The organism is Leifsonia sp. Y862 (assembly GCF_057669585.1).
In genome coordinates this window covers 253085-272860 of sequence record NZ_JBYHFR010000003.1, presented here as the reverse complement: position 1 = coordinate 272860, position 19776 = coordinate 253085, and the positions used below count along the sequence as shown (strand labels likewise).

The following is a 19776-nucleotide window of genomic DNA, read 5'->3' as shown; positions in this document are numbered from 1 at the left end:
GTGGCCGAGGGAAAAGGTCGCAAGTTCAAAATGTTGATCATGCAAGCCGGTCCGATCCCACCGTCGGGAGGGCCGCTACGAGACCGCTATCTCGATCATTGCGGTCGCGCGGCGCTCGATGTCTCAGTCGAAGAGTACGCGGAGGCCCTGGCCCTGCTCGGAGAGTTGGCTGGCCGTATTCCCACTCTCCCGGAGGCTCTCGTCGAGAAGGACGAAGACGTCCGCCGCGCCATCCAGCGAGAGAAGCGCGGCGAATGGATCAAGCTCACCACGGAGGTCGATCAGGCAACATTAGACGCGGTTGAGCCTCACATCACAAAGGCTGTATCTTCCGCCATTGAGGCGCTCAATTACCTTGAGGACCACGAATTAATGGAGGACGCGCACACTGCCATCCACCGCACCGCGTTCCTAAAACGCGGCCTCTTTGGTTGTCCGATCGTTCTGCGCGACGATGACGAGTATTGGTCCGAGTGTCCCGTAAATCTTTCTCACCTTCGCATGGGGGCCTCAGCTGGAATTGTGAGCGACTTTGAGTGCTCGATATGTGGCGAGCTTGTTGAAGACTGCGACCACCAGATGAGTGAGTTCTACCCGAAGGTCGCGGCGCGCGACGGCGAGCAGAAGTGCAACCTTTGCGATAGCGAGGGATGTGAGCATCCTGAGGGGGAGACCTTCCTGGTGCAGGCTCACGCGAGGGCGCGCAATATCAAAACTGGAGAGGTCTCGTTCGTGGCTCGACCTCGGTACCCGCTCGCGCGAATCTATGGAAAGACCAGAGACATGGGGACGTTGCGGGACGACAATCGCATTCGCTACGCAGCGGCGCATGGCGACTTGCATTGTGACGCGGACCTCGGCCCGTGCAAGGGTTTTAACGAAATGAAGGACTGGGACCTCAACAACATCTCACTGTCGGGTACCAGCGACGAGGACGAGGACGAGGACGAGGACGAGGAAGTCGATCAGATCTAGGTATTTCGGAATGCCGTTAAGGCCTCCTATCCCAAGCGACCATACGATCTAGGGTTCACAAGCATTTCACCAGGAGCACCATCGGCAGGCCCAACGACGAAGCGATGTGAAGCGAATCTCAGACCTCCGATCGTCGCAATAACGATGGTACGTCTTCCTTGTTGCAGTCGCAGTGGGTGTCGTGCAGGTCAGCCAGTCACGCGGCCCGAACGCGGAGCCATTGGTCAGCCTGGTCGTCATTGACGCGGTAATACATCAACGCATCGAGAGCCGGCTGCAGGTGGAGTCCCCAGACGCTTTCCAGAGGCAACTGGCTACCGCCGAAGTGTGCCTTCATTGCGCGGGCGAGATGGGTCCAAACGCCTTTCAATGTGCTGCGCTCCCAGTCGGTAAGCTCCGTGAGTTCGTCGAGGTTAAACCAAACGCCCGGCTTCGTCACGAGGACGTCAATCAAGTCCTGAGCGACTCGGAGTGCTTTCGAATCAGAACTAGCAAACCGAGCGAGCTCTTCGTCAGTCCAGTCCGTGGAAGCTAAAGCGGCGGATGACGTCGGGTTAGGTGGCGAGTCGAGATCGACAATGAGTCGCATCACGGCGACTACGTGCCGGGTCGGCACGGGGACGAGCTGGAATTCGGCGTTCGACGGATTGCTCATAAACCTATAACTTTCTATTCATTTAGAGCGCCGCTGTGACGTCTTCCATGCAGCCTAGAGCACTTAGACCAGTGGTGCAAGTGTTCTGGAGCAAAAATATAGCCCATCCACCTAACGCGCTTGAGCCAAGCTCCGAGACCCGTGGCGATGTGCATTCGGCATGTCGGCAGTCCTATATAGCCCCGTTCGCCGGACCTATTTTGGAATGGTCTATCGACCGCCCGTGGCCGCCCATCCGGGTGTGTCGATCGCCCACCAGTTGGAGTGCACGTGCCGCGCCTTCTCGAACGCGCCGCGAGGCATCCGTTGCCCGTTCGCGAAGCAGTGCACGCAGGCTCTAGTCACTCGGCGTCTCCAGCAGCAACCAACCAAGGGCTTCGGTCCCGCAGAAGCGCAGGTACTCGTCGTCGGCCAACGCCGCTCGCAGGATCAGTACGCGGCTGGCCGCACCGGCGAACGCGTCGGCCAATGCGAGATTCGCCCGCGGCCCGGGCAGACCGGAGTTCGCGGTCAGATAGTCGAGCAGCTCCGATTCGGGCATCGCGCGCAGCGTCGCGTCGAGCTCTCCAGCTGTCGACCTGGCCATGGCTCATGGTATTCCTGTGCAGTCAGCCGGCACAGGAAGAGGTGCACTGCGTCATCGACGTGCAGGGCCGCGCCTTCGCAGCGAGGCCCCGGTGATGAGAGCTACGTGTTGTGTGAAGTCCCGCACAGCGCCGTGCCCGGTACGCCGGTGAACGCACACCGTCTGAACGCGAGAGACTGGGGGAGTGACCAGTACGCCGTTCGACCCGTCGAAGATCGGTCGCGGGCTCGCGTTTGCGTCGGCGATCGATGATCTGAGTGCTGCGCTCGATCAGAGCCCGTCTGTCGTCGTCAGCGCGCCGCCGGGCACGGGCAAGACCACGCTTGTCCCGCCACTCGTCGCAGATCGTGTTCAGGGTCGTGTGATCGTCACGCAGCCACGCCGGGTCGCAGCCCGCGCTGCTGCCAGACGACTCGCGCAGTTGGACGGATCACCCATCGGCTCCCGCGTCGGATTTACCGTCAGGGGCGAACGCCACGTGAGCTCGTCCACCCGGATCGAGTTCGTCACCGCCGGCGTGCTGCTGCGCCGCCTGCTCGACGACCCAGGTCTCGAGGGGGTCGGCGCGGTCATCATCGACGAAGTGCACGAGCGTGCTTTGGAGACGGATCTGCTGATCGGGCTGCTCGGTGAGGTCCGCGAGCTGCGCGACGACCTCGTCGTCATCGCGATGTCCGCGACACTCGACGCCGGCCGGTTCGCGACAGTACTGGGAACAGATGCTTCGCCAGCCCCGATCGTGACCCAGACGGTGCCTGCACATCCGCTTGAGGTGCGCTGGGCACCGTCTGCCACACCTCGGCTGGATGAACGCGGGGTGACCTGGGCCTTCCTGGACCACGTCGCGAGCATCGCGGTTGCCGCCCACCGCAACCTCGTGCGTATCAATCCGGACGCCGATGCTCTCGTTTTCGCGCCGGGCGCGCGTGAGGTCTCCGAGATCGCCGGACGCATCCGTGGTCTCGCCGCGGAGTTCGACGTGCGCGAACTGCACGGCCAGATCCCGGCCGCAGAGCAGGATGCGGTAATCAGCGGGCGCAACGCAGACGCTCCTGCACGGATCATCGTGACGACGTCACTCGCCGAATCCTCTCTGACCGTCCCCGGTGTGCGCCTGGTCGTCGATACCTGCCTGTCTCGCGCTCCGCAGCGGGATGCAGTGCGCGGCATGAGCGGTCTCGTCACCGGTCCAACGCCCAAGGCATCTGCCATCCAGCGCTCGGGGCGCGCCACCCGGCAGGGGCCCGGCGTCGTGGTCCGATGCGTTGACGAGCGAACCTTCGCCACCGCACCGTCGCACGCTGCCCCTGAGATCCAGGCGGCAGATCTCACCGACGCAGCCCTGCTCCTCGCCTGCTGGGGAGCACCTAATGGTGTGGGCCTGCGGCTGGTGGATCCGCTTCCCGCAGGCAGCCTGAACAATGCCATCGCCGTATTGCACGGGCTCGGCGCGATCGATGCCGATGGCCGCGCCACCGACGAAGGTCGACAGCTCGCCCGCATCCCGGCTGACCCTCGCCTCGCCCGCGCACTGCGCGCTGGGAGCGCCCTGGTCGGCGGGCGAACAGCGGCAGAGGTCGTCGCGCTGCTCAGCGGTGATCTCCGCGTTGCGGACGGCGATGCCCAGGCCGCGCTCACCGCACTGCGCAATGGACGCAGCCCTGATGCCCGCCGATGGGAGCAGGAGGTCCGGCGTCTCGAGCGGTTCACCGGGGCGACGGGCACAGCGCGAGGCAGCGCTGATCAGACCGGCGTTGTCATCGCGCTCGCATTCCCAGAGTGGATCGCCCGCCGCGTCGATCAGTCACCGCACGGCGCAACCTTTCTTCTCGCTTCCGGCACCCGTGCCGGGATCACCGGTCCGCTTGCGAGCGCCGAATGGTTGGCGGTCGCGGACGTCACCAGGGCCCAGGGGAGAGCGGCCGCAGGAACAGGAGCCATCATCCGCTCTGCCGCCATCATCTCTGAGGACCAGGCAGAGCAGGTGGCGTCCCATCTCTGCACCGACAGGGTCGAGGCGGAGTTCGTGAACGGGCGTGTCGTTGCGCGCCGTGAACGTCGAATCGGCGCGATCATTCGCGCGTCAGTCCCGCTACGCGTACAAGCGGATGATGGTGGACGCGATGCCGTCCGGCGCGCGGTCACAGAACAAGGACTCGGGGTTTTTGTCTGGTCAGAGTCCGCGGACGCACTGCGGCGTCGCCTCGCCTTGCTGCATCGCGAGCTCGGTTCCCCCTGGCCGGATGTCTCAGACGCCGCCCTGCTCAGTACCCTCGATTCCTGGCTCGGCCCCGAGCTGTCAGAACTCGCCGCAGGCACGCCGGCCGCGCGCATCGACCTGGCCCCTGCACTCCGGCGCATCCTGCCGTGGCCCGCCGCGGTCGACTTCGATGCGCTGGTTCCGGAGCGCCTTGAGGTGCCCAGCGGCTCGCAGGTGCGTCTCAGCTACCCACCGGTCGATGATTCCGCCGCCCGCCCCGTTGTAGCCGTGAAACTGCAGGAATGCTTCGGGTGGGCAGAGACCCCGCGTCTCGTCGCAGGACGAGTACCGGTGTTGTTCCACTTGCTTTCCCCCGCCGGGCATCCACTTGCCGTGACCGATGACCTTGCGTCATTCTGGGCAGGACCGTACTCACAGGTGCGCGCCCAGATGCGTGGCCGCTATCCGAAGCATCCATGGCCTGAAGACCCCTGGTCCGCGGTGCCGACCAGGCACACCACGCGCCGCGCTGCCCTGGGCTAGCTGCCGTTTGCGCTGTGCCGGAACGAATTCAACGCCCAACCCGTCCAGAGGTGACGACGTGGCACGGGTACGTTGGGCAACATGAACAGCAAAGTCGGACGCACCGCCCTCATCACCACCGGTGTGATCGCGGTGATCATTGGTGGAGCATTCGCCGGGCAGGGAATGAACCTGATTCCGGGAAGTTTCATGACCGGTAACCGAACGTGGCTCTTCATCGGGCTGATCGTCGCAGTCGTCGGCATCATCCTGGTGGTGCTCGGCCTACGTCGACCCAAGTCCGGACACCACTGATGCGCAGACGGGCGAAACCGTCGACGGGGAGTCAACCGTCGACGGTCTCGGTTTCCGGGTGATCGTCCCTGAGCGCTAGACGGCGACCGAAGTTGCTGCATCGAGCACCGAACGCTCGATGCAGCGATCGCGAATCTCTGCCTGCATCCGCTCCACAAAGTCCGTAAGGGGCAGCTTTCCGGTCATCGCCAAGCCCGGAGCGTTGATACTCACACTTCGCTCCGCGCTCTCCACATCGCCGATAATCGCCTGATACGGGTCACGCGATGCCCGAGAATCCCTGATCCTCGACCCCAAGCTGCCGCGGTCAGAGATCTCGGCGCGGATTCCTGCGGCACGCAACTCCTCCCAGGCGGCATGCGCGGCCTCGCCATGGCGCGCAGCACTGACCGGCAGCACCCGCACCTGCACAGGTGCGAGCCAGGTCGGCAGCCGACCGTCATATCTCTCGATCAGCAGCGCAGTCATCCGCTCCATGGAGCTGAGCAAGCCCCGGTGGATCATCACCGGGCGCACCTTCTTGCCCTGCTCGTCGGTGTACTGCAGGTCGAAGCGTTCTGGCTGGTTGTAGTCGACCTGCACGGTGGAGAGGGTTTCCTCTTTGCCGTTCGCATCGATGACCTGCACATCGATCTTCGGCCCATAGAAGGCCGCTTCGCCCGGTGCGTCCACATAGGGTGCGCCAAACTCCGCCAACGCCGCTCGGAGGTGGAGTTCGGCTCGCTCCCACTGGTCGTCGCTCCCCACGAAACCGCCGTCGTCAGCGGGGTCGCCGGCCGCCCCTCGCAGGGAGAGTCGGTAGTAGGCAATCTCGATGCCCAGGATGTCGTAGCTGCGCCGGATGGCCCGCAGTGCAAGCAGTACCTCAGCTCCCACCTGGTCTTCGCGGCAGAAGCTGTGGGCGTCATCGAGGTTGATCTGGCGCACCCGGCTGAGCCCGCCGAGGTTGCCAGAGAGTTCGCTCCGGAACATCGAGCCCAGCTCCGCAAGGCGGATCGGAAGGTCGCGGTAGCTGCGACCCTCCGCTGCGTAGACCTGGGTGTGGTGTGGGCAGTTCGCTGGGCGCAGCACAAAGCTCTCCTCGCCGACCAGCATCTCGGGGAACATGTCCGCGGAGAACTTGTCCCAGTGACCGGACCGCTCAAACAGTTCCCGCTTCGCCAGCACAGGGGTGTAGACGCGTGAACAGCCAGAGGTCAGCGCCTGTTCAAGAGCGAGTTGCTCGAGCTCTGAGCGGATGACGGCGCCGGCCGGATACCACAGCGGCAGGCCGGCACCGATGATCGGCTTGGTGTCGAAAAGGCGCAGTTCGCGGCCGAGACTGCGGTGATTGTGTTCCATGTGCGGGCCTTCCATCGTGCCCGAGCAGTCCCCACGAAACAACGAAGCCCCGGGGGAGTCCCCGGGGCTTCGTGAGTGTGCAGCTGTGCTCAGTCACCACGCCGGAGAGAATCCGGCGTGGTCGTGACCATAATCTGCGAAATGAACATAGCTCGATAGTAGCGGTGGTGCGCAAATGCGCAAGAGGAACGCAGATCGCCGGGTGAACTACACCTCATCAGTCAGGCGCCTTCAGTTAGGCGCTTGAGACGTGCCTTCTTCAGGTTGGAGTCGACAATCCACCGCACATCGGCATCCGTCGATGTCTGCAATTGTTCAAATAGCGGCAAGCCCCTATCGGGAGTCCCGGCCACGGCGACGCTCCAGCAATAGCCGAGCGCTTGGCGCAGGTTGCGCACTCCTGGGTCGCGGCGTTCCTGCAGCGGAACCTGGGTGACGAACTCGGTCGCACGCTCGCAGGCCCAGAGCGCCAGCTCCGCCGTCTCCGGCTGCTTCAGGAGACGAGGTTCACACACGCCCGCCAGCGCTGCTCGACGCACCCAAGGACTGTCGTCTGCGGCCCACCCTGTCACGATGTCACGCAGTAGCACCGGATCGTGATCACCGACCATTTGCAGGGCCCGCGCCGCGCCTTCTCGAACGCGCCAGGCGGCATCCGCTGCCCGTTCGCGCAGCAGCGCACGCAGGTTGGAGTCTGTCGGGGTCTCCACCAACAATCGACCGATGGCTTCGGTCCCGCAGAAGCGCAGGTACTCATCGTCGGCATCGACAACTCGCAAAATGAGTGCGCGACTGGCCACAGTGGCGAACGCATCAGCCAGTGTGAGGTTTGCGCGCGGCCCAGGCAGCCCGGAATTCTGGCTCAGGTAGTCGAGCAGTTCCGAGTCGGGCATCGTGCCCAGTTTTGCTCCGAGTTGCCCGACCGACGACCTAGCCATGGCTCATGGTAATCCGATGGCGGCACCACGAAACTGGACCGGGCGAGAACTACGCGCCAGGCACCATATCCGCAAAGCGCGAGTAGTGCCCGTGGAACGCCACGGTCACGGTACGCGTCGGACCGTTACGGTGCTTGGCCACGATGAGGTCGGCCTCCCCAGCACGCGGGTTGTCTTTTTCGTAGGCGCTCTCACGGTGCAAGAGGATGACCATGTCGGCGTCCTGCTCGAGCGATCCGGACTCTCGAAGGTCGGAGATGGCTGGCATCTTGTCTGCACGCTGCTCAGGGCCACGGTTCAGCTGTGACAGCGCGATGACAGGAACCTGGAGTTCTTTCGCGAGCAGCTTCAGCGCACGCGAGAACTCGCTGACCTCCTGCTGACGCGATTCAACGCGCTTGCCGGATGTCATCAGCTGCAGGTAGTCAATGATGACCATCTTGAGGCCCACGCGCTGCTTGAGGCGGCGGCACTTGGCCCGAATCTCGACCAGGGTCATGTTCGGGCTGTCGTCAATGTAGAGCGGCGCATCGTTGATGCGGCCACGGGTGGACGCGATGGTCGTCCAGTCGCGGGTGTCGACCGTACCCTTACGCATGCTCTGCAGCGGAACGGATGCCTCAGCAGAGAGCAGACGCATCGCAATTTCACTGCGGCCCATTTCGAGCGAGAAGAAGATGCTGGGCATGTCGTTCTTGATGGATGCCGCGCGAGCGAAGTCGAGCGCGAGCGTTGACTTACCGAGTGCCGGACGAGCCGCGACGATGATCAGCTGGCCACCGTGGAATCCGTTGGTGAGTTCGTCGAGCTCGGCGAATCCGGTGGGGACACCGGTCATCGATCCGTCGTTGCCCTTGGCAGCTTCAATCTCGTCGATGGCCGTCGTGACGGCCTCGGTGAGCGGAACGTAGTCTTCGGTCTCGGTGTTGCCGGTGACCGAGTAGATCTCGGCCTGGGCGTTGTTGACGATGTCGAGGACTTCACCCTCACCGGCGTAGCCCATTTGCACAATGCGGGTGCCGGCCTCGACGAGGCGACGCAGCAGCGCGCGCTCAGCGACGATGGACGAGTAGAAGCCGGCGTTGGCGGCCGTGGGAACGAGGCTGGTGAGCGTGTGGAGGTACTCCGCGCCGCCGGCACGGGACAGCTCGCCAATCTTGGTGAGCTCGTCGGTGACGGCGATGACGTCGGTGGGTTCTCCGCGCGAGTACAGCGACAGCAGGGCGTCGTAGATGATCTCGTGCTTGGGGATGTAGAAGTCGTTGCCACGAACTGTTTCGACGACATCCGCTACAGCATCCTTGCTGAGCATCATTCCGCCGAGAGCACTCTGCTCTGCGAGGAGGTCGTGTGGGGGAGTGCGCTCTGTGTGTCGCGTTTCCGATCCGCTGCGCTGATCGTTCAGGCCGAGGTGGGCTATCGACACTCCGCGCCTCCTTCTATGTGTTGCTTGTGTGTTGCTTGAGTTCTACCAGCGACCACTGACAGGGATCGCTCCGCGCACACCGTCATCCGATGTGGCTCAAGTCACCCTACGGAGCGGTATGCCCCACAGCCAAACCACCCTGTGGATAACGTTGTGGAAAATCTGCGCGAAACGCCGCACGCGTTGTGCACAACCTGTGCACTCACCTGTGGATAGAAAAGAATATTGGCACCACATTTACCACTTGATCAGGCAATTAAACGATCCACACCTGTGTGGAAAAAGAAACTTCAATACTGTGTTGAAAGTTGATGCTGGGGAAACTACTCTGTGGAAAAATGTGTGCGCTAGTTTCCTCTTTCCGCCCTTGAACGGGCGGCAGCGATTGACCCCATCGGGGTCACCCGCTACATCGATCGCAGGTGCCTTACTTGGCAGCTACAACCTGAAGGGTGATCGTCGCACTGAGCTCGTCACGGAGGCGAACAGTCGCCTCGTGCTCGCCAACCAGCTTGATCGGGCTGAGCTCGATCTTGCGCTTGTCGATCGTTCCGAGGCCGGCTGCAGCAACAGCGTCAGCGACATCGGTGGTCTTGACGGAGCCGAACAGGCGTCCGCCAGCACCGGTCTTGACGACCAGCTTGACCTTGGTGTTCTCGAGTGCAGCCTTGAGAGCCTGCGCCTCTTCGAGGGTTGCGTGCTCACGTGCTGCACGTGCGGCCTTGATCTGTTCGATCTGCTTTTCGCCACCGCGAGTCCATGCCACGGCGAAGCCCTGGGGAACGAGGTAGTTACGAGCAAAGCCGTTCTTGACGTCAACGACGTCGCCCGGTGCGCCGAGGCCAGAGACCTCGTGCGTCAGAATCAGTTTCGACATATGAGGGCTCCTTACCGGCCTGAGCCAGCGTAAGGCAGCAAGGCCATTTCGCGAGCGTTCTTTACAGCACGGGCAATGAGGCGCTGCTCCTGGACGGAGACGCCAGTGATGCGGCGGGCGCGAATCTTTCCACGCTCGGAGATGAACTTGCGGAGGGTGGGGACATCCTTGTAGTCGATGACACCGACCCGGATCGACTTCGCGGGGGCGGCGTTCTTGCCACCCTTGGCTCCGCGGAGTGGCTTGCGGCGGTCGCCGCTGCTCTTTCCAGCCATGATTTCCTTTGCTTTCTTAAGTGTTTTTTCAGCCAGCGGCTAAGCGCGGCTTAGAAGGGTGTCTCGTCGCTGAAGTTGCCAGGGGTGTTCCAGACATCTCCGCCGGTTGCGGCGGGTGCACTGGCTGCCCATGGCTCGTCGCCGCCGCTGACGGCAGGAGCGCCGCCTCGGGGACCAGACGACTGCGCGCGTGTGACGGAAGCGGTTGCGTAGCGCAGGCTTGGGCCGATCTCATCGATCTCGAGCTCCATGCTGGTGCGCTTCTCACCTTCCTTCGTCTCATACGAACGCTGCTTGAGACGCCCGGTAGCGATAACGCGGGAACCCTTGGTCAGTGATCCGGCAACGTGCTCGGCGAATTCACGCCAGACGCTCGCGCGCAGGAACAACGCCTCGCCATCTTTCCACTCGTTTGCTGCGCGGTCGAAACTGCGCGGAGTGGATGCAATGGTGAAGTTGGCAACCGCCAGCCCGCCCTGCGTGTAACGCAGTTCCGGATCGCTGGTGAGGTTGCCCACCACGGTAATTACGGTCTCGCCGGCCATGGGCTACTTGTCGCTTGCCTTGTCGGCGGCAACGGCAACGGCAGGCTCAGCTTCAGCGGCAGCAGGCTTCGCAGCGGCAGCCTTAGGGTTGGCAGCCTTGCGGGCGGCCTTCTCTTCGGCGAGCTTTGCGGCGACAGCAACCTGGGCGATGCCTTCTTCTGCACGGAGCACCTTGGTGCGCATTACAGCTTCAGACAGCGACAGCTGGCGGTCGAGCTCGACCGTTGCTTCGGAGCTTGCGGTGAAATCGACGACGGCGTAGATGCCCTCTGACTTCTTGTTGATCTCGTATGCGAGACGGCGGCGACCCCAAACATCAACCTTGTCAATGGTGCCACCAGCGTTGCGAACAACGTTGAGGAACTTGTCAAGGCTGGGAGCTACGGTGCGCTCATCGATCTCGGGATCGAGGATAACCATCAATTCGTACTGGTGCATGACTAACCCACCTCCTTCGGACTAAAACGGCTGCAGACTTTCTGCAACAGGAGGGTTGTGCATGTGTCGTAAGCGGAGGCCGGGAATCCGGCACGCAGACAACCTGCCAAGACTAGCCGATGAAGCTGGGAACCGCCAGCCGCGGGGGCCGGTTGACTCGGAGGGCCTGATGCCGGTGGGGGAGTGGCAGGCAGGCGCCAAGAATCGCCGTTGCGACCGAGAGTCGCTGTTACAACGGCGACTCTCGGCACAAACGGCGACACTCGAGCAGCGGGCTCCCGGTCACACCGACCTGGCTCCCGGCCGCGGTCGGAGTCCGGCGCGCAGAAGGATGTTCCGAAGCTCATCCCTGCGCATCGCAGTTCCCCACTACCACCTGACCACGCCGTGGCCGGTGTTCGCCCGCAATCGGTCCTCCCGGATTTTCTCCGCTACGACCACGTCTGCTGGGCTCCGGCCCTTGAGGAATTCGCCGCGGGTGTACTTCACCTCACCGTCGAACTCGCCAATGAGCTGCAAGGTGCGATCCCCCTGCTTCTGCAGCCAGCGGAAGTCCACAAAGTCTTCGATTCCCTCCGGGCTTACAAACCGAACCTGGAGCTCTGGCGCCGGGAAGCCGCACAGATGAATCTGTCCACGACTGAGGGACTCTCCCGGTGACGCGGAGCGATTGTCGCTGAATGCAATCGCCACGCGAGCGGATCTCGTTCCACGAATCGGCCTCTCACCCGCAATGCGCGCAATCAGTAGCTCGCGCTCGACCCCCGGGTGCCGGGTATCGTCCAGCAGTTCGATTGACGATTTCGTTCCCACGTCGAGCGAGGCGACCGCGGATAGAAACGACGTCGTGCGTGCGAGGTCGATAAGGGTGCGGGCGAGCGAGGTGACGTGCAGACCGCCGATCTCCACGATGTCACCGTCGGCGATGGCGTCGTGGTGCACCGTTACGCCGTTCTTCGAGTGCAGCCCAAGGCGACCGGCAGCCATCACATGCGCGACCTGCGGCCACCGTCCGATGATGGGCAGCCCCCACATGACCGCGGCTGATTGGTGGGAGAAGATCGGAACGGTACCGCGCGTTGCTGCGACTGCGCGCATACGCAGAAGGTACCTGTCGCGCTCATCCACGTCATCCCATCAGCTTGCACCGACAAAGACGCCACGGCGGAGCTTGACGAGCTGATCGGACGCTACACCTCGATAGAGCTGGCGACCGCTGCCGCCAGCCTCGGCGACGTCGCGCGTGAAATGGAGCGGACGCCAACCAGGGCTCTCTGTAGTCATCACGCAATGCTCCGCGGAGTTCGCATGCGCGGGCGATGCTTGTGCACATCCTGTGCAGAATCGAACGCAAGCCGGCCCGGTAGGGGAGTGGCCTTCTGCCTTCGCCGACAATCGCCGTTACGACCGAGAGTCGCCGTTGCAACGGCGACTCTCGGCACTAACGGCGACACTCGGCGTAACTGAGTAACTGGGTAGCAAGGTTACGTTCGAGGGTGTCCATCAACGCAGCGGATGCGGCGCACACACGGTGCACCTAAGTGGGAGCGGAGGCGATGGCCAGGCTCGGACACGACAGACCAGGCGCGATGGATCAGGCGTGACGGATCAGGCGTCTCTGGTCTCGGTCGCCCCCGCGTTGCGGTCGGCCCACCAGGCCAGCAGGCGCTTCGTCGCTTCCTCGTCACCGAGCGGGCCATCGTCGAGCCGCTGCTCCAGCAGATAGCGGTAGGCCTCGCCAACCTCCGGCCCTGGCTTCACGCCCAGGATCTTCATGATCTGCTCGCCGTCGAGGTCGGGGCGAACGGCCGCCATCTCCTCTTGTTCCGCGAGTTCGGCGATCCGCTGCTCAAGATCGTCGTAGGCGAAGCCCAGTCGGTCGGCCTTGCGCTTGTTGCGCGTGGTGACATCCGCTCGCGTCAGAATATGTAACCGCTCAAGCTGGTCACCGGCATCCCGCACGTAGCGGCGCACGGCCGAATCGGTCCAGGCACCCTCGGTATAGCCGAAGAAGCGCAGGTGCAGGTCGATCAGGCGCGACACAGAGTTAATGGTCTCGTTGTCGAAGCGCAACGCCTTGAGGCGACGCTTCGCAAGCTTGGCGCCGACAACGTCGTGGTGGTAGAAACTGACGACTCCGCCCGGCTCGAGCTTCCGCGTAGCCGGCTTTCCGATGTCGTGGAACAGCGCGGCCAGGCGCAGGATGAGGTCGGGGCTGTCGAGGTTGCCGCGGGACTTCTCGTACCCGATCGCCTGCTCGAGCACGGTCAGGCTGTGCTGGTAGACGTCCTTGTGGTGGTGGTGCTCGTCCACTTCGAGACGCAGCGCGGGAATCTCAGGCAGCACGATGTCGGCCAACCCAGAGTCGACGAGCAGCTCAATGCCCGCACGAGGGGAGTCGGACTTCAGCAGCTTCGAGATCTCTTCTGCAACGCGCTCGACAGAGATATTGCGGATGCGATCGGCCATGGCCTCCATCGCAATTGCGGTGTCGATTTCCAGCGTGAAGCCAAGCTGCGAGGTGAACCGTGCGGCCCGCATCATGCGCAGGGGATCGTCGCCGAAGGAGACCTCTGGCGTCGTCGGGGTGCGCAGGATCTGGGAGATGAGGTCGTCGATGCCGCCAGACGGATCAACGAGCGTCATTTCGGGCAGGCGCAGCGCGAGGGCGTTCACCGTGAAGTCGCGGCGTACCAGGTCGTCTTCGAGGCTCTTGCCGAAGACAACGTCGGGCTTCCGCGTCTCACCGTCGTAGCTGTCTGCGCGATACGTGGTGATCTCTACGGTTTCGCCGGCGACCTTCGCACCGATGGTGCCGAATGCGCGACCGATGTCCCAGTGCCCTTCGGCGATGGGCTTGACGATGGCCAGAATTTCGTCTGGCGTGGCATCCGTTGTGAAATCGAGGTCATTGATCGGCCTGTCGAGGAACGCGTCCCTGACCGGTCCGCCGACGAGCGCGAGCTCGTGACCTGCATCCGAAAATGCGTTCGCTAAACGGGAAACGGTGGGGGTGGCAGCCAGTTCGCCCAGTCGCGCGAGGGCTGCCGCGACGCTCTGCATGACCCCCATGTTAGTTGCTGCACGGAACGACTGACGGCCGCGCGCAGGCTTCTCACTGGCTACACACCATAGAATCGCCTGCATGGTGGACGAGTCAATTCCTGCGCGTCAGCCTGCACTCTCCCTGTTTGCACTGCCCGGCACCCGGCGTTTGTCGCCCCGCTTTGCCGTGAAGCTGATCGCCGTGCTTTCACTCGCGCTTGCCGCCCCAGGACTCGGATTCGTTCCGGCGTCTGCCGTTGCGGCCAGCCCTGGCGTTGCGACAGAGGCCCAGGCCCCCCTGGCGACGGCCGCCGGCGATGACCTCGTGACCGTCGAACTTGCCCCTGCCGGTTCGCCCGTCGTTCAGCCCGGCCAGGATTTGGCTGTGACGGCCACCATCACCAACGGCGGCACGGATGCGGTCAACTCCGGAGATCTCGGTATTTATTTGGCCGGCCGCGCGCTGACCACCCAGACAGCGCTCGACGCTTGGCTCGACCCGGAGACGGAGGCGAATGGCGACCTGCTGGTCACCTCGTCTACGGCCGTCGAGATCCTCCCCGGTAACTCGTCGGTCGTCACGGTCACAGTTCCCTCCGCCGCGCTCGGCCTGACAGATGAGAACGGATGGGGGGCCCGCGGCATTGCAGCCAGGCTCACCGTCGACGGTGAAACGACCGCCGAGGGCCGCAGCACCTTCGTCTGGTACCCGGCTCAGTCGGTTACACCGGTGAACTTCAGCGTCGTCATGCCCATCACGACACCGGCCGGGAGCGTTGGGATCATTCCAGCTACTGCCCTGGAGACCTATACGAGCCCGACAGGGCTGCTCACACGGCAGCTCGATGGCGTGATCAATACGCCCGTCGCGCTCGGCATCGATCCCATGATCATTGCGTCGATCCGTATTCTCGGCAGCGAAGCGCCGGTGTCGGCTCTCGGCTGGCTCGACCGCCTGGCTCACGCCACGAATGAGACATTCCCCTTGCAGTATGCGGATGCAGACATCGCGCTCGAGGCACAGACCAGCGGCCTCCTCCGGGGCCCCCTCTCGTTTGATTTCGCGATGGATCCTGCCGCCTTCGAGACACCGGTTCCTGCCGCCCCTGCCGCCGAAACCGAATCCGAAGAGCAGAGTTCGCTGCCGCAGGGCCTTGGCATCCGCGGACTGTCCCCTCAGGGCCACAGCGCGACAGAGACAGTCACCACTCCCACTGCCACCCCCACGCCAACCCCGGTGCCATCGGATGACCCGAACGCCGGACCGGCGCTGCCAACGGCCCAGGATCTCCTGGCCTGGAACTACACGAGCACCACTGTCGGCTGGCCGGCATCCGCAAGCGTTTCCGCGGCTGACCTCGATGTTTTCGCGGCAAGCGGCCTCACGACGACGCTCCTGTCCTCGTCGCAGGTGGCACGTTCCGACACATCGGTCACGCCATCCGCGACGGTAACCGTCGATGGCGGTGTCGGCCTGGTCGCCTCTGACACCCTGTCATCCGCGATCAGCGGAGCCGTGATGGCCTCGACCGACGAGGAGTGGCACGCACACATCGCAGAGGCATTCTCAGAGCTCGCTGTCGCAGCCGCAAACCAGTACGGAACCACACAAACAGTTCTGGCGGCCCTCGACCGGGGATGGCCACAGACCGCCACGCGGCTCACCCAGACCATCGCAACACTGTCGTCTATTCCGTGGCAGGCATCCGCCACTCTTGAACAGGCGATCGCGTCGCCCGCTGACACCAGTGCCACCTTCCAGGGCGAGTCGGAAGACGCGACCAGGGTCGAGCTCGGCAAGCGCCTGGTCGACAGCGAAAGCGCGCTCACCCAGTTCTCCACGGCCATCGCAGACCCGCTTGCCCTGACCGCACCAGAACGCCTCGCGCACCTCGCCCTGTTCGCCACGTCATGGACCAGCGACCAGGACGCATGGACAGCCGCCGTCGGCACCAACCTGACCGATGCGCGCAGCGTGCTCGATTCCGTCGTGGTGACCACCAAGGGCCCCATCAATGTGCTCGCGTCACAGGTCGACATTCCCATCACCCTGACCAACGACTTCGACCAGGCGGTCTCGGTGCGGCTGGCACTGGTTCCCTCGAATGCCCGGCTCGTGGTCGGCGACGAGGTCGAAGAGACCATTGACGCCAACTCAGGCCGCACGATCAAGATCCCCGTGAGTGCCAAGGTCGGAAACGGCGATGTCACCCTGCGCGCCATCGTCTACTCGCCGACCGGCGTGCAGCTCGGCGAACCAGTGCTGATCGACGTCAACGTGCAGGCCGAATGGGAAGGCGTTGGCGCCCTGATCTTCGGCATCGCTGTCGTGCTGTTCTTCGGCTACGGCGTGTGGCGCAACATCACCGGCCGCCGCAAGCACAAAGCGGATGCCGACACCGTCGACTCCAATCCGACACCTGATAACCCGGTTACAGACGTTCCTGCATCGCTGTTCGCAGCCCCCACGAAGGATGAGGACCCCCGTGTCACGAACGGTAAGGCAGACGACACCCGTGAGTAAGACAGGCAGCATCGGTCGCGCCAGCGTCTTCCTGGCCTCAGGAACGATCGTGTCGCGCATCCTGGGCTTCGTGAAGCTCTGGGTTCTCGCCCAGGTGATCGGTCTCTTTGGCCAGAGCACCAACGCCTTCGCGGTCGCCAACCAGCTTCCGAATACCGTCTATGTGATCGTGGCCGGCGGTGTGCTGACCGCCGTCTTGGTTCCGCAAATCGTGAGGGCAGCCCTGCACGCCGACGGTGGCACGGCATACATCAACAAGCTGCTCACCGTCGCTCTCGTCATTCTCGGCGCAACGACAATCGTGGCAACCCTGCTCGCCCCGGTGCTCACGCCGATTTGGGGCTCGAATCTTCCGCCAGAGACCCTGTCGCTGGCGATTGCCTTTGCCTACTGGTGCCTTCCGCAGATCTTCTTCTACGGGCTATACACGGTGCTGGGGGAGGTCCTGAATGCGCGCAAGTCGTTCGGCCCGTACACCTGGGTTCCCGTGCTCAACAATGTGGTGGCCATCGCCGGCCTCGGCGTCTTCGCCCTCATGTTCGGTGCAGACCCGACCGGTGCGCGGCTCGCAACCGACTTCTCGCCATTGATGATCGCCGTGCTCGCAGGCAGCGCAACGCTCGGCGTGCTGGTGCAGGCCGTCGTGCTCTACTACTTCTGGCGTCGCATCGGGCTGCGCTATCGCCCGGACTTCCACTGGCGTGGCGTCGGTCTCGGAACTGCCGGAAAGATGGCCGGCTGGACCTTCGGCATGCTCATCCTGACCACCATCGCCGGAATCGTCGAGACTCAGGTCGCGACGATCGCCTCGACCGACAGCACAGCATCCGTGCAGGTGCTCAACACCGCCTGGCTCATCTTCATGCTCCCGCACTCGGTCATCACCGTGTCGGTGGCCACCGCCTACTTCACCCGGATGAGTGAGCACGCGGCGATCCACAAGCTTGATTTGGTTCGCGCCGACGCATCGTCTGCCATCCGGGGCACCTCGCTGATCATCATGATCGCGTCGGCCGTGATCATTGTCTGCGCCTATCCGTTCGCCGCAGTCTTCGTGCACGGGGAGTTCGTGCAGGTCCAGGCCACGGGAAACGTGATCATCGCCTACGTGCTCGGACTCGTCGCCTTCTGCGTATTGTTCGTGCTTCAGCGCACCTTCTACGCCCTCAGCGACACCCGCACCCCGTTCTTCTTCACGCTCTTCCAGAGCGTGCTCATCGTCATCGGCGTGCTCGCCTGCCAGCTGCTGCCGGTGGAGTGGATCGCAGCCGGTATTGCGCTGGTGGTCACGGTCTCCGGTATTGCCCAGGCAATTCTTGCGGCCTTCCTGCTGCGCAAGAAGATCGGCGGCATCGACGGCAGACGCATCCTGCAGAGCCTGACCAAATACTTCGTTGCCGCAATCATCCCGGTTGCCCTCGGCGTATGGGTGCTGGTGCTGCTGGGTGGCACTCGCGAGGGCGGTTTTGCCGTTTCGGGTGTCTTTACCGCCATCGTCTCGATGGTTGCGATTGGCCTGGTCATGGCGTTGTCGTACTTCGGGATTCTCATGTTGATGCGTACGAGCGAGCTCAAAGCCTTCACCGACCCGCTGCTGGCCCGTTTCCGCCACTAAGCCAATCCCCACTGGTCGCGCCTCCCCACAGCCTGTGCGGGCCATCAGATGCCCAGCAAGTGCGGAATACCATCCGATTAGGATGTGTTGTACCGGGCAGTGGGATGAGCATGAGGTCATCCCGCCCACGATTTCAAGGAGAGTGCGCGTGCGCCAAATCATCATCATCGGCTCCGGTCCTGCGGGATACACGGCGGCCATCTACGCTGCGCGTGCCAACCTCAACCCGCTCCTCATCGCCAGTTCGGTGGAAGCCGGCGGCGAGTTGATGAATACGACGGAAGTGGAAAACTTCCCCGGATTCCCCGAGGGCATTCAGGGCCCCGAACTCATGACCAAGATGCAGGAGCAGGCTGAGCGGTTCGGCACTGAGGTTGTGTACGACGACGTCACGCACGTCGACCTCGACGGCGACATCAAGACGATCACGCTGGGCTCCGGCGAGAAGCACGAAGCCCTTGCCGTGATCTTCGCCACAGGGTCTGCGTACCGCAAGCTCGGACTGGACGACGAAGAGCGCCTGTCCGGCCGCGGCGTCTCGTGGTGTGCGACCTGCGACGGGTTCTTCTTCAAGGACAAGGTCATCGCCGTCGTCGGCGGGGGAGACTCCGCGATGGAGGAGGCTACCTTCCTGACGCGCTTCGCCAGCAAGGTGAACGTCATTCACCGCAAGGACACCCTGCGCGCCTCCAAGATCATGCAGGACCGTGCGTTTGCGAACGAGAAGATCGAGTTCGTCTGGAACGCGGAAGTGGCCGGCATCACCGGCGAAGAGGCCGTCGATGGCCTCGTGCTCCGCGACACGGTGTCCGGTGAGGAGAAGCCCCTCGAAATTGGCGGGCTCTTCGTCGCAATCGGCAACGACCCGCGCACCCACCTGGTGCATGGCAAGCTCGACCTCACCGACGATGGCACCATCGCCGTTGAGGGGCGATCCTCACGCACCAGCCAGGCCGGTGTCTTCGCTGCCGGAGACGTCATCGACCCGCACTACCGCCAGGCTGTCACGGCCGCGGCCTCTGGGACCGTCGCAGCTCTCGACGCCGAGCAGTACCTGGCATCCCTCCCCAAAGACCTGCTGGCCTCGGCTGGCGAAACTGAACTCGCAACACTTACCAACTAAGGAGAATTACATGACTGCTCGCGCTGTCACCGACGCAACCTTCGACCAGGAAGTCATCAACAACGAGAAGACCGTTCTGGTCGACTTCTGGGCAGAGTGGTGTGGCCCCTGCCGCGCCGTCAGCCCGATCCTTGACCAGATCGCTTCTGAGCACGCCGACAAGATCGACATCGTCAAGCTCAATGTTGACGACAACCCTGCCCTGGCAGCGAAGTACCAGATCACCTCCATCCCCGCGATGAAGGTGTTCCAGAAGGGCGAGGTCGTCAAGACCGTCATCGGCGCCAAGCCGAAGCCTGCCCTCGAAGCCGACCTGGCCGCCTACCTCGCGTAGCCGACCGGTTTCAGAAACCCCGTCCGGCGCAAGCCGGGCGGG

18 protein-coding genes are annotated in these 19776 nt (G+C 63.5%); 7 read left to right on the top strand and 11 right to left on the bottom strand.

Going from position 1 to position 19776, the window contains the following annotated elements:
* The gene (locus AC25Z0_RS15575) at positions 1–975 is read left to right on the top strand and encodes a hypothetical protein (RefSeq protein ID WP_488133780.1); all 975 of its coding nucleotides are present in this window, start codon (positions 1–3) and stop codon (positions 973–975) included.
* A gap of 196 nt (positions 976–1171) precedes the next feature.
* Here AC25Z0_RS15575 and AC25Z0_RS15570 read toward each other — a convergent pair whose 3' ends face one another.
* Both AC25Z0_RS15570 and AC25Z0_RS15565 read right to left on the bottom strand, forming a co-directional pair.
* The gene (locus AC25Z0_RS15570; RefSeq protein WP_488133779.1) at positions 1172–1630 is read right to left on the bottom strand and encodes a hypothetical protein; all 459 of its coding nucleotides are present in this window, start codon (positions 1628–1630) and stop codon (positions 1172–1174) included.
* 337 nt (positions 1631–1967) lie between these two features.
* Positions 1968–2216 (bottom strand): hypothetical protein, encoded by a 249-nt coding sequence (locus tag AC25Z0_RS15565; RefSeq protein WP_488133778.1) that lies wholly within the window; start codon positions 2214–2216, stop codon positions 1968–1970.
* A gap of 184 nt (positions 2217–2400) precedes the next feature.
* Between AC25Z0_RS15565 and hrpB the strand changes: the two genes are divergently transcribed.
* Complete coding sequence (hrpB, locus tag AC25Z0_RS15560) at positions 2401–4959, top strand: ATP-dependent helicase HrpB (RefSeq protein WP_488133777.1); 2559 nt, start codon at positions 2401–2403, stop codon at positions 4957–4959.
* Between the two features lie 81 nt (positions 4960–5040).
* Complete coding sequence (locus AC25Z0_RS15555) at positions 5041–5253, top strand: hypothetical protein (protein ID WP_488133776.1); 213 nt, start codon at positions 5041–5043, stop codon at positions 5251–5253.
* A gap of 75 nt (positions 5254–5328) precedes the next feature.
* On the opposite strand, the gene thrS is transcribed toward AC25Z0_RS15555, so the two are convergent.
* The 9 genes from thrS to AC25Z0_RS15510 form a co-directional block, all read right to left on the bottom strand.
* Positions 5329–6594: a threonine--tRNA ligase gene (gene thrS / locus AC25Z0_RS15550; protein ID WP_488133775.1), complete on the bottom strand. Its 1266-nt coding sequence runs from the start codon at positions 6592–6594 to the stop codon at positions 5329–5331.
* Between the two features lie 221 nt (positions 6595–6815).
* Positions 6816–7487 carry a HEAT repeat domain-containing protein gene (locus AC25Z0_RS15545; protein ID WP_488133774.1) on the bottom strand — a complete coding sequence of 224 codons (672 nt, stop codon included), beginning with the start codon at positions 7485–7487 and terminating at the stop codon, positions 6816–6818.
* A 94-nt stretch (positions 7488–7581) separates the two neighbouring features.
* A complete protein-coding gene (gene dnaB / locus AC25Z0_RS15540) occupies positions 7582–8958 on the bottom strand; it encodes a replicative DNA helicase (RefSeq protein WP_488121008.1) in 1377 nt (458 codons plus the stop codon).
* Between the two features lie 427 nt (positions 8959–9385).
* Positions 9386–9835 carry a 50S ribosomal protein L9 gene (gene rplI / locus AC25Z0_RS15535; RefSeq protein ID WP_488121007.1) on the bottom strand — a complete coding sequence of 150 codons (450 nt, stop codon included), beginning with the start codon at positions 9833–9835 and terminating at the stop codon, positions 9386–9388.
* 11 nt (positions 9836–9846) lie between these two features.
* Positions 9847–10110 (bottom strand): 30S ribosomal protein S18, encoded by a 264-nt coding sequence (rpsR, locus tag AC25Z0_RS15530; RefSeq protein WP_035835236.1) that lies wholly within the window; start codon positions 10108–10110, stop codon positions 9847–9849.
* Between the two features lie 50 nt (positions 10111–10160).
* On the bottom strand, positions 10161–10655 hold the full coding sequence (locus AC25Z0_RS15525; RefSeq protein ID WP_488121006.1) for a single-stranded DNA-binding protein: 495 nt from the start codon (positions 10653–10655) through the stop codon (positions 10161–10163).
* A 3-nt stretch (positions 10656–10658) separates the two neighbouring features.
* Positions 10659–11093, bottom strand: a complete 435-nt coding sequence (gene rpsF / locus AC25Z0_RS15520) for a 30S ribosomal protein S6 (protein WP_488121005.1) — start codon at positions 11091–11093, stop codon at positions 10659–10661.
* A gap of 369 nt (positions 11094–11462) precedes the next feature.
* The gene (locus AC25Z0_RS15515) at positions 11463–12191 is read right to left on the bottom strand and encodes a hypothetical protein (protein WP_488133773.1); all 729 of its coding nucleotides are present in this window, start codon (positions 12189–12191) and stop codon (positions 11463–11465) included.
* Positions 12192–12701: 510 nt separating this feature from the next.
* Positions 12702–14156, bottom strand: a complete 1455-nt coding sequence (locus tag AC25Z0_RS15510) for a CCA tRNA nucleotidyltransferase (RefSeq protein ID WP_488133772.1) — start codon at positions 14154–14156, stop codon at positions 12702–12704.
* Between the two features lie 82 nt (positions 14157–14238).
* On the opposite strand from AC25Z0_RS15510, the gene AC25Z0_RS15505 reads away from it, so the two are divergent.
* The 4 genes from AC25Z0_RS15505 to trxA all read left to right on the top strand — a co-directional run bounded on the left by AC25Z0_RS15505 (position 14239) and on the right by trxA (position 19734).
* On the top strand, positions 14239–16662 hold the full coding sequence (locus AC25Z0_RS15505) for a DUF6049 family protein (protein WP_488133771.1): 2424 nt from the start codon (positions 14239–14241) through the stop codon (positions 16660–16662).
* Complete coding sequence (gene murJ, locus AC25Z0_RS15500; RefSeq protein WP_488121001.1) at positions 16655–18277, top strand: murein biosynthesis integral membrane protein MurJ; 1623 nt, start codon at positions 16655–16657, stop codon at positions 18275–18277. The genes AC25Z0_RS15505 and murJ overlap by 8 nt, the downstream gene beginning before the upstream one ends.
* 148 nt (positions 18278–18425) lie before the next feature.
* The gene (gene trxB / locus AC25Z0_RS15495) at positions 18426–19400 is read left to right on the top strand and encodes a thioredoxin-disulfide reductase (RefSeq protein ID WP_488121000.1); all 975 of its coding nucleotides are present in this window, start codon (positions 18426–18428) and stop codon (positions 19398–19400) included.
* Positions 19401–19410: 10 nt separating this feature from the next.
* Positions 19411–19734 carry a thioredoxin gene (gene trxA / locus AC25Z0_RS15490; RefSeq protein ID WP_488120999.1) on the top strand — a complete coding sequence of 108 codons (324 nt, stop codon included), beginning with the start codon at positions 19411–19413 and terminating at the stop codon, positions 19732–19734.
* Positions 19735–19776: the final 42 nt, after the last annotated feature.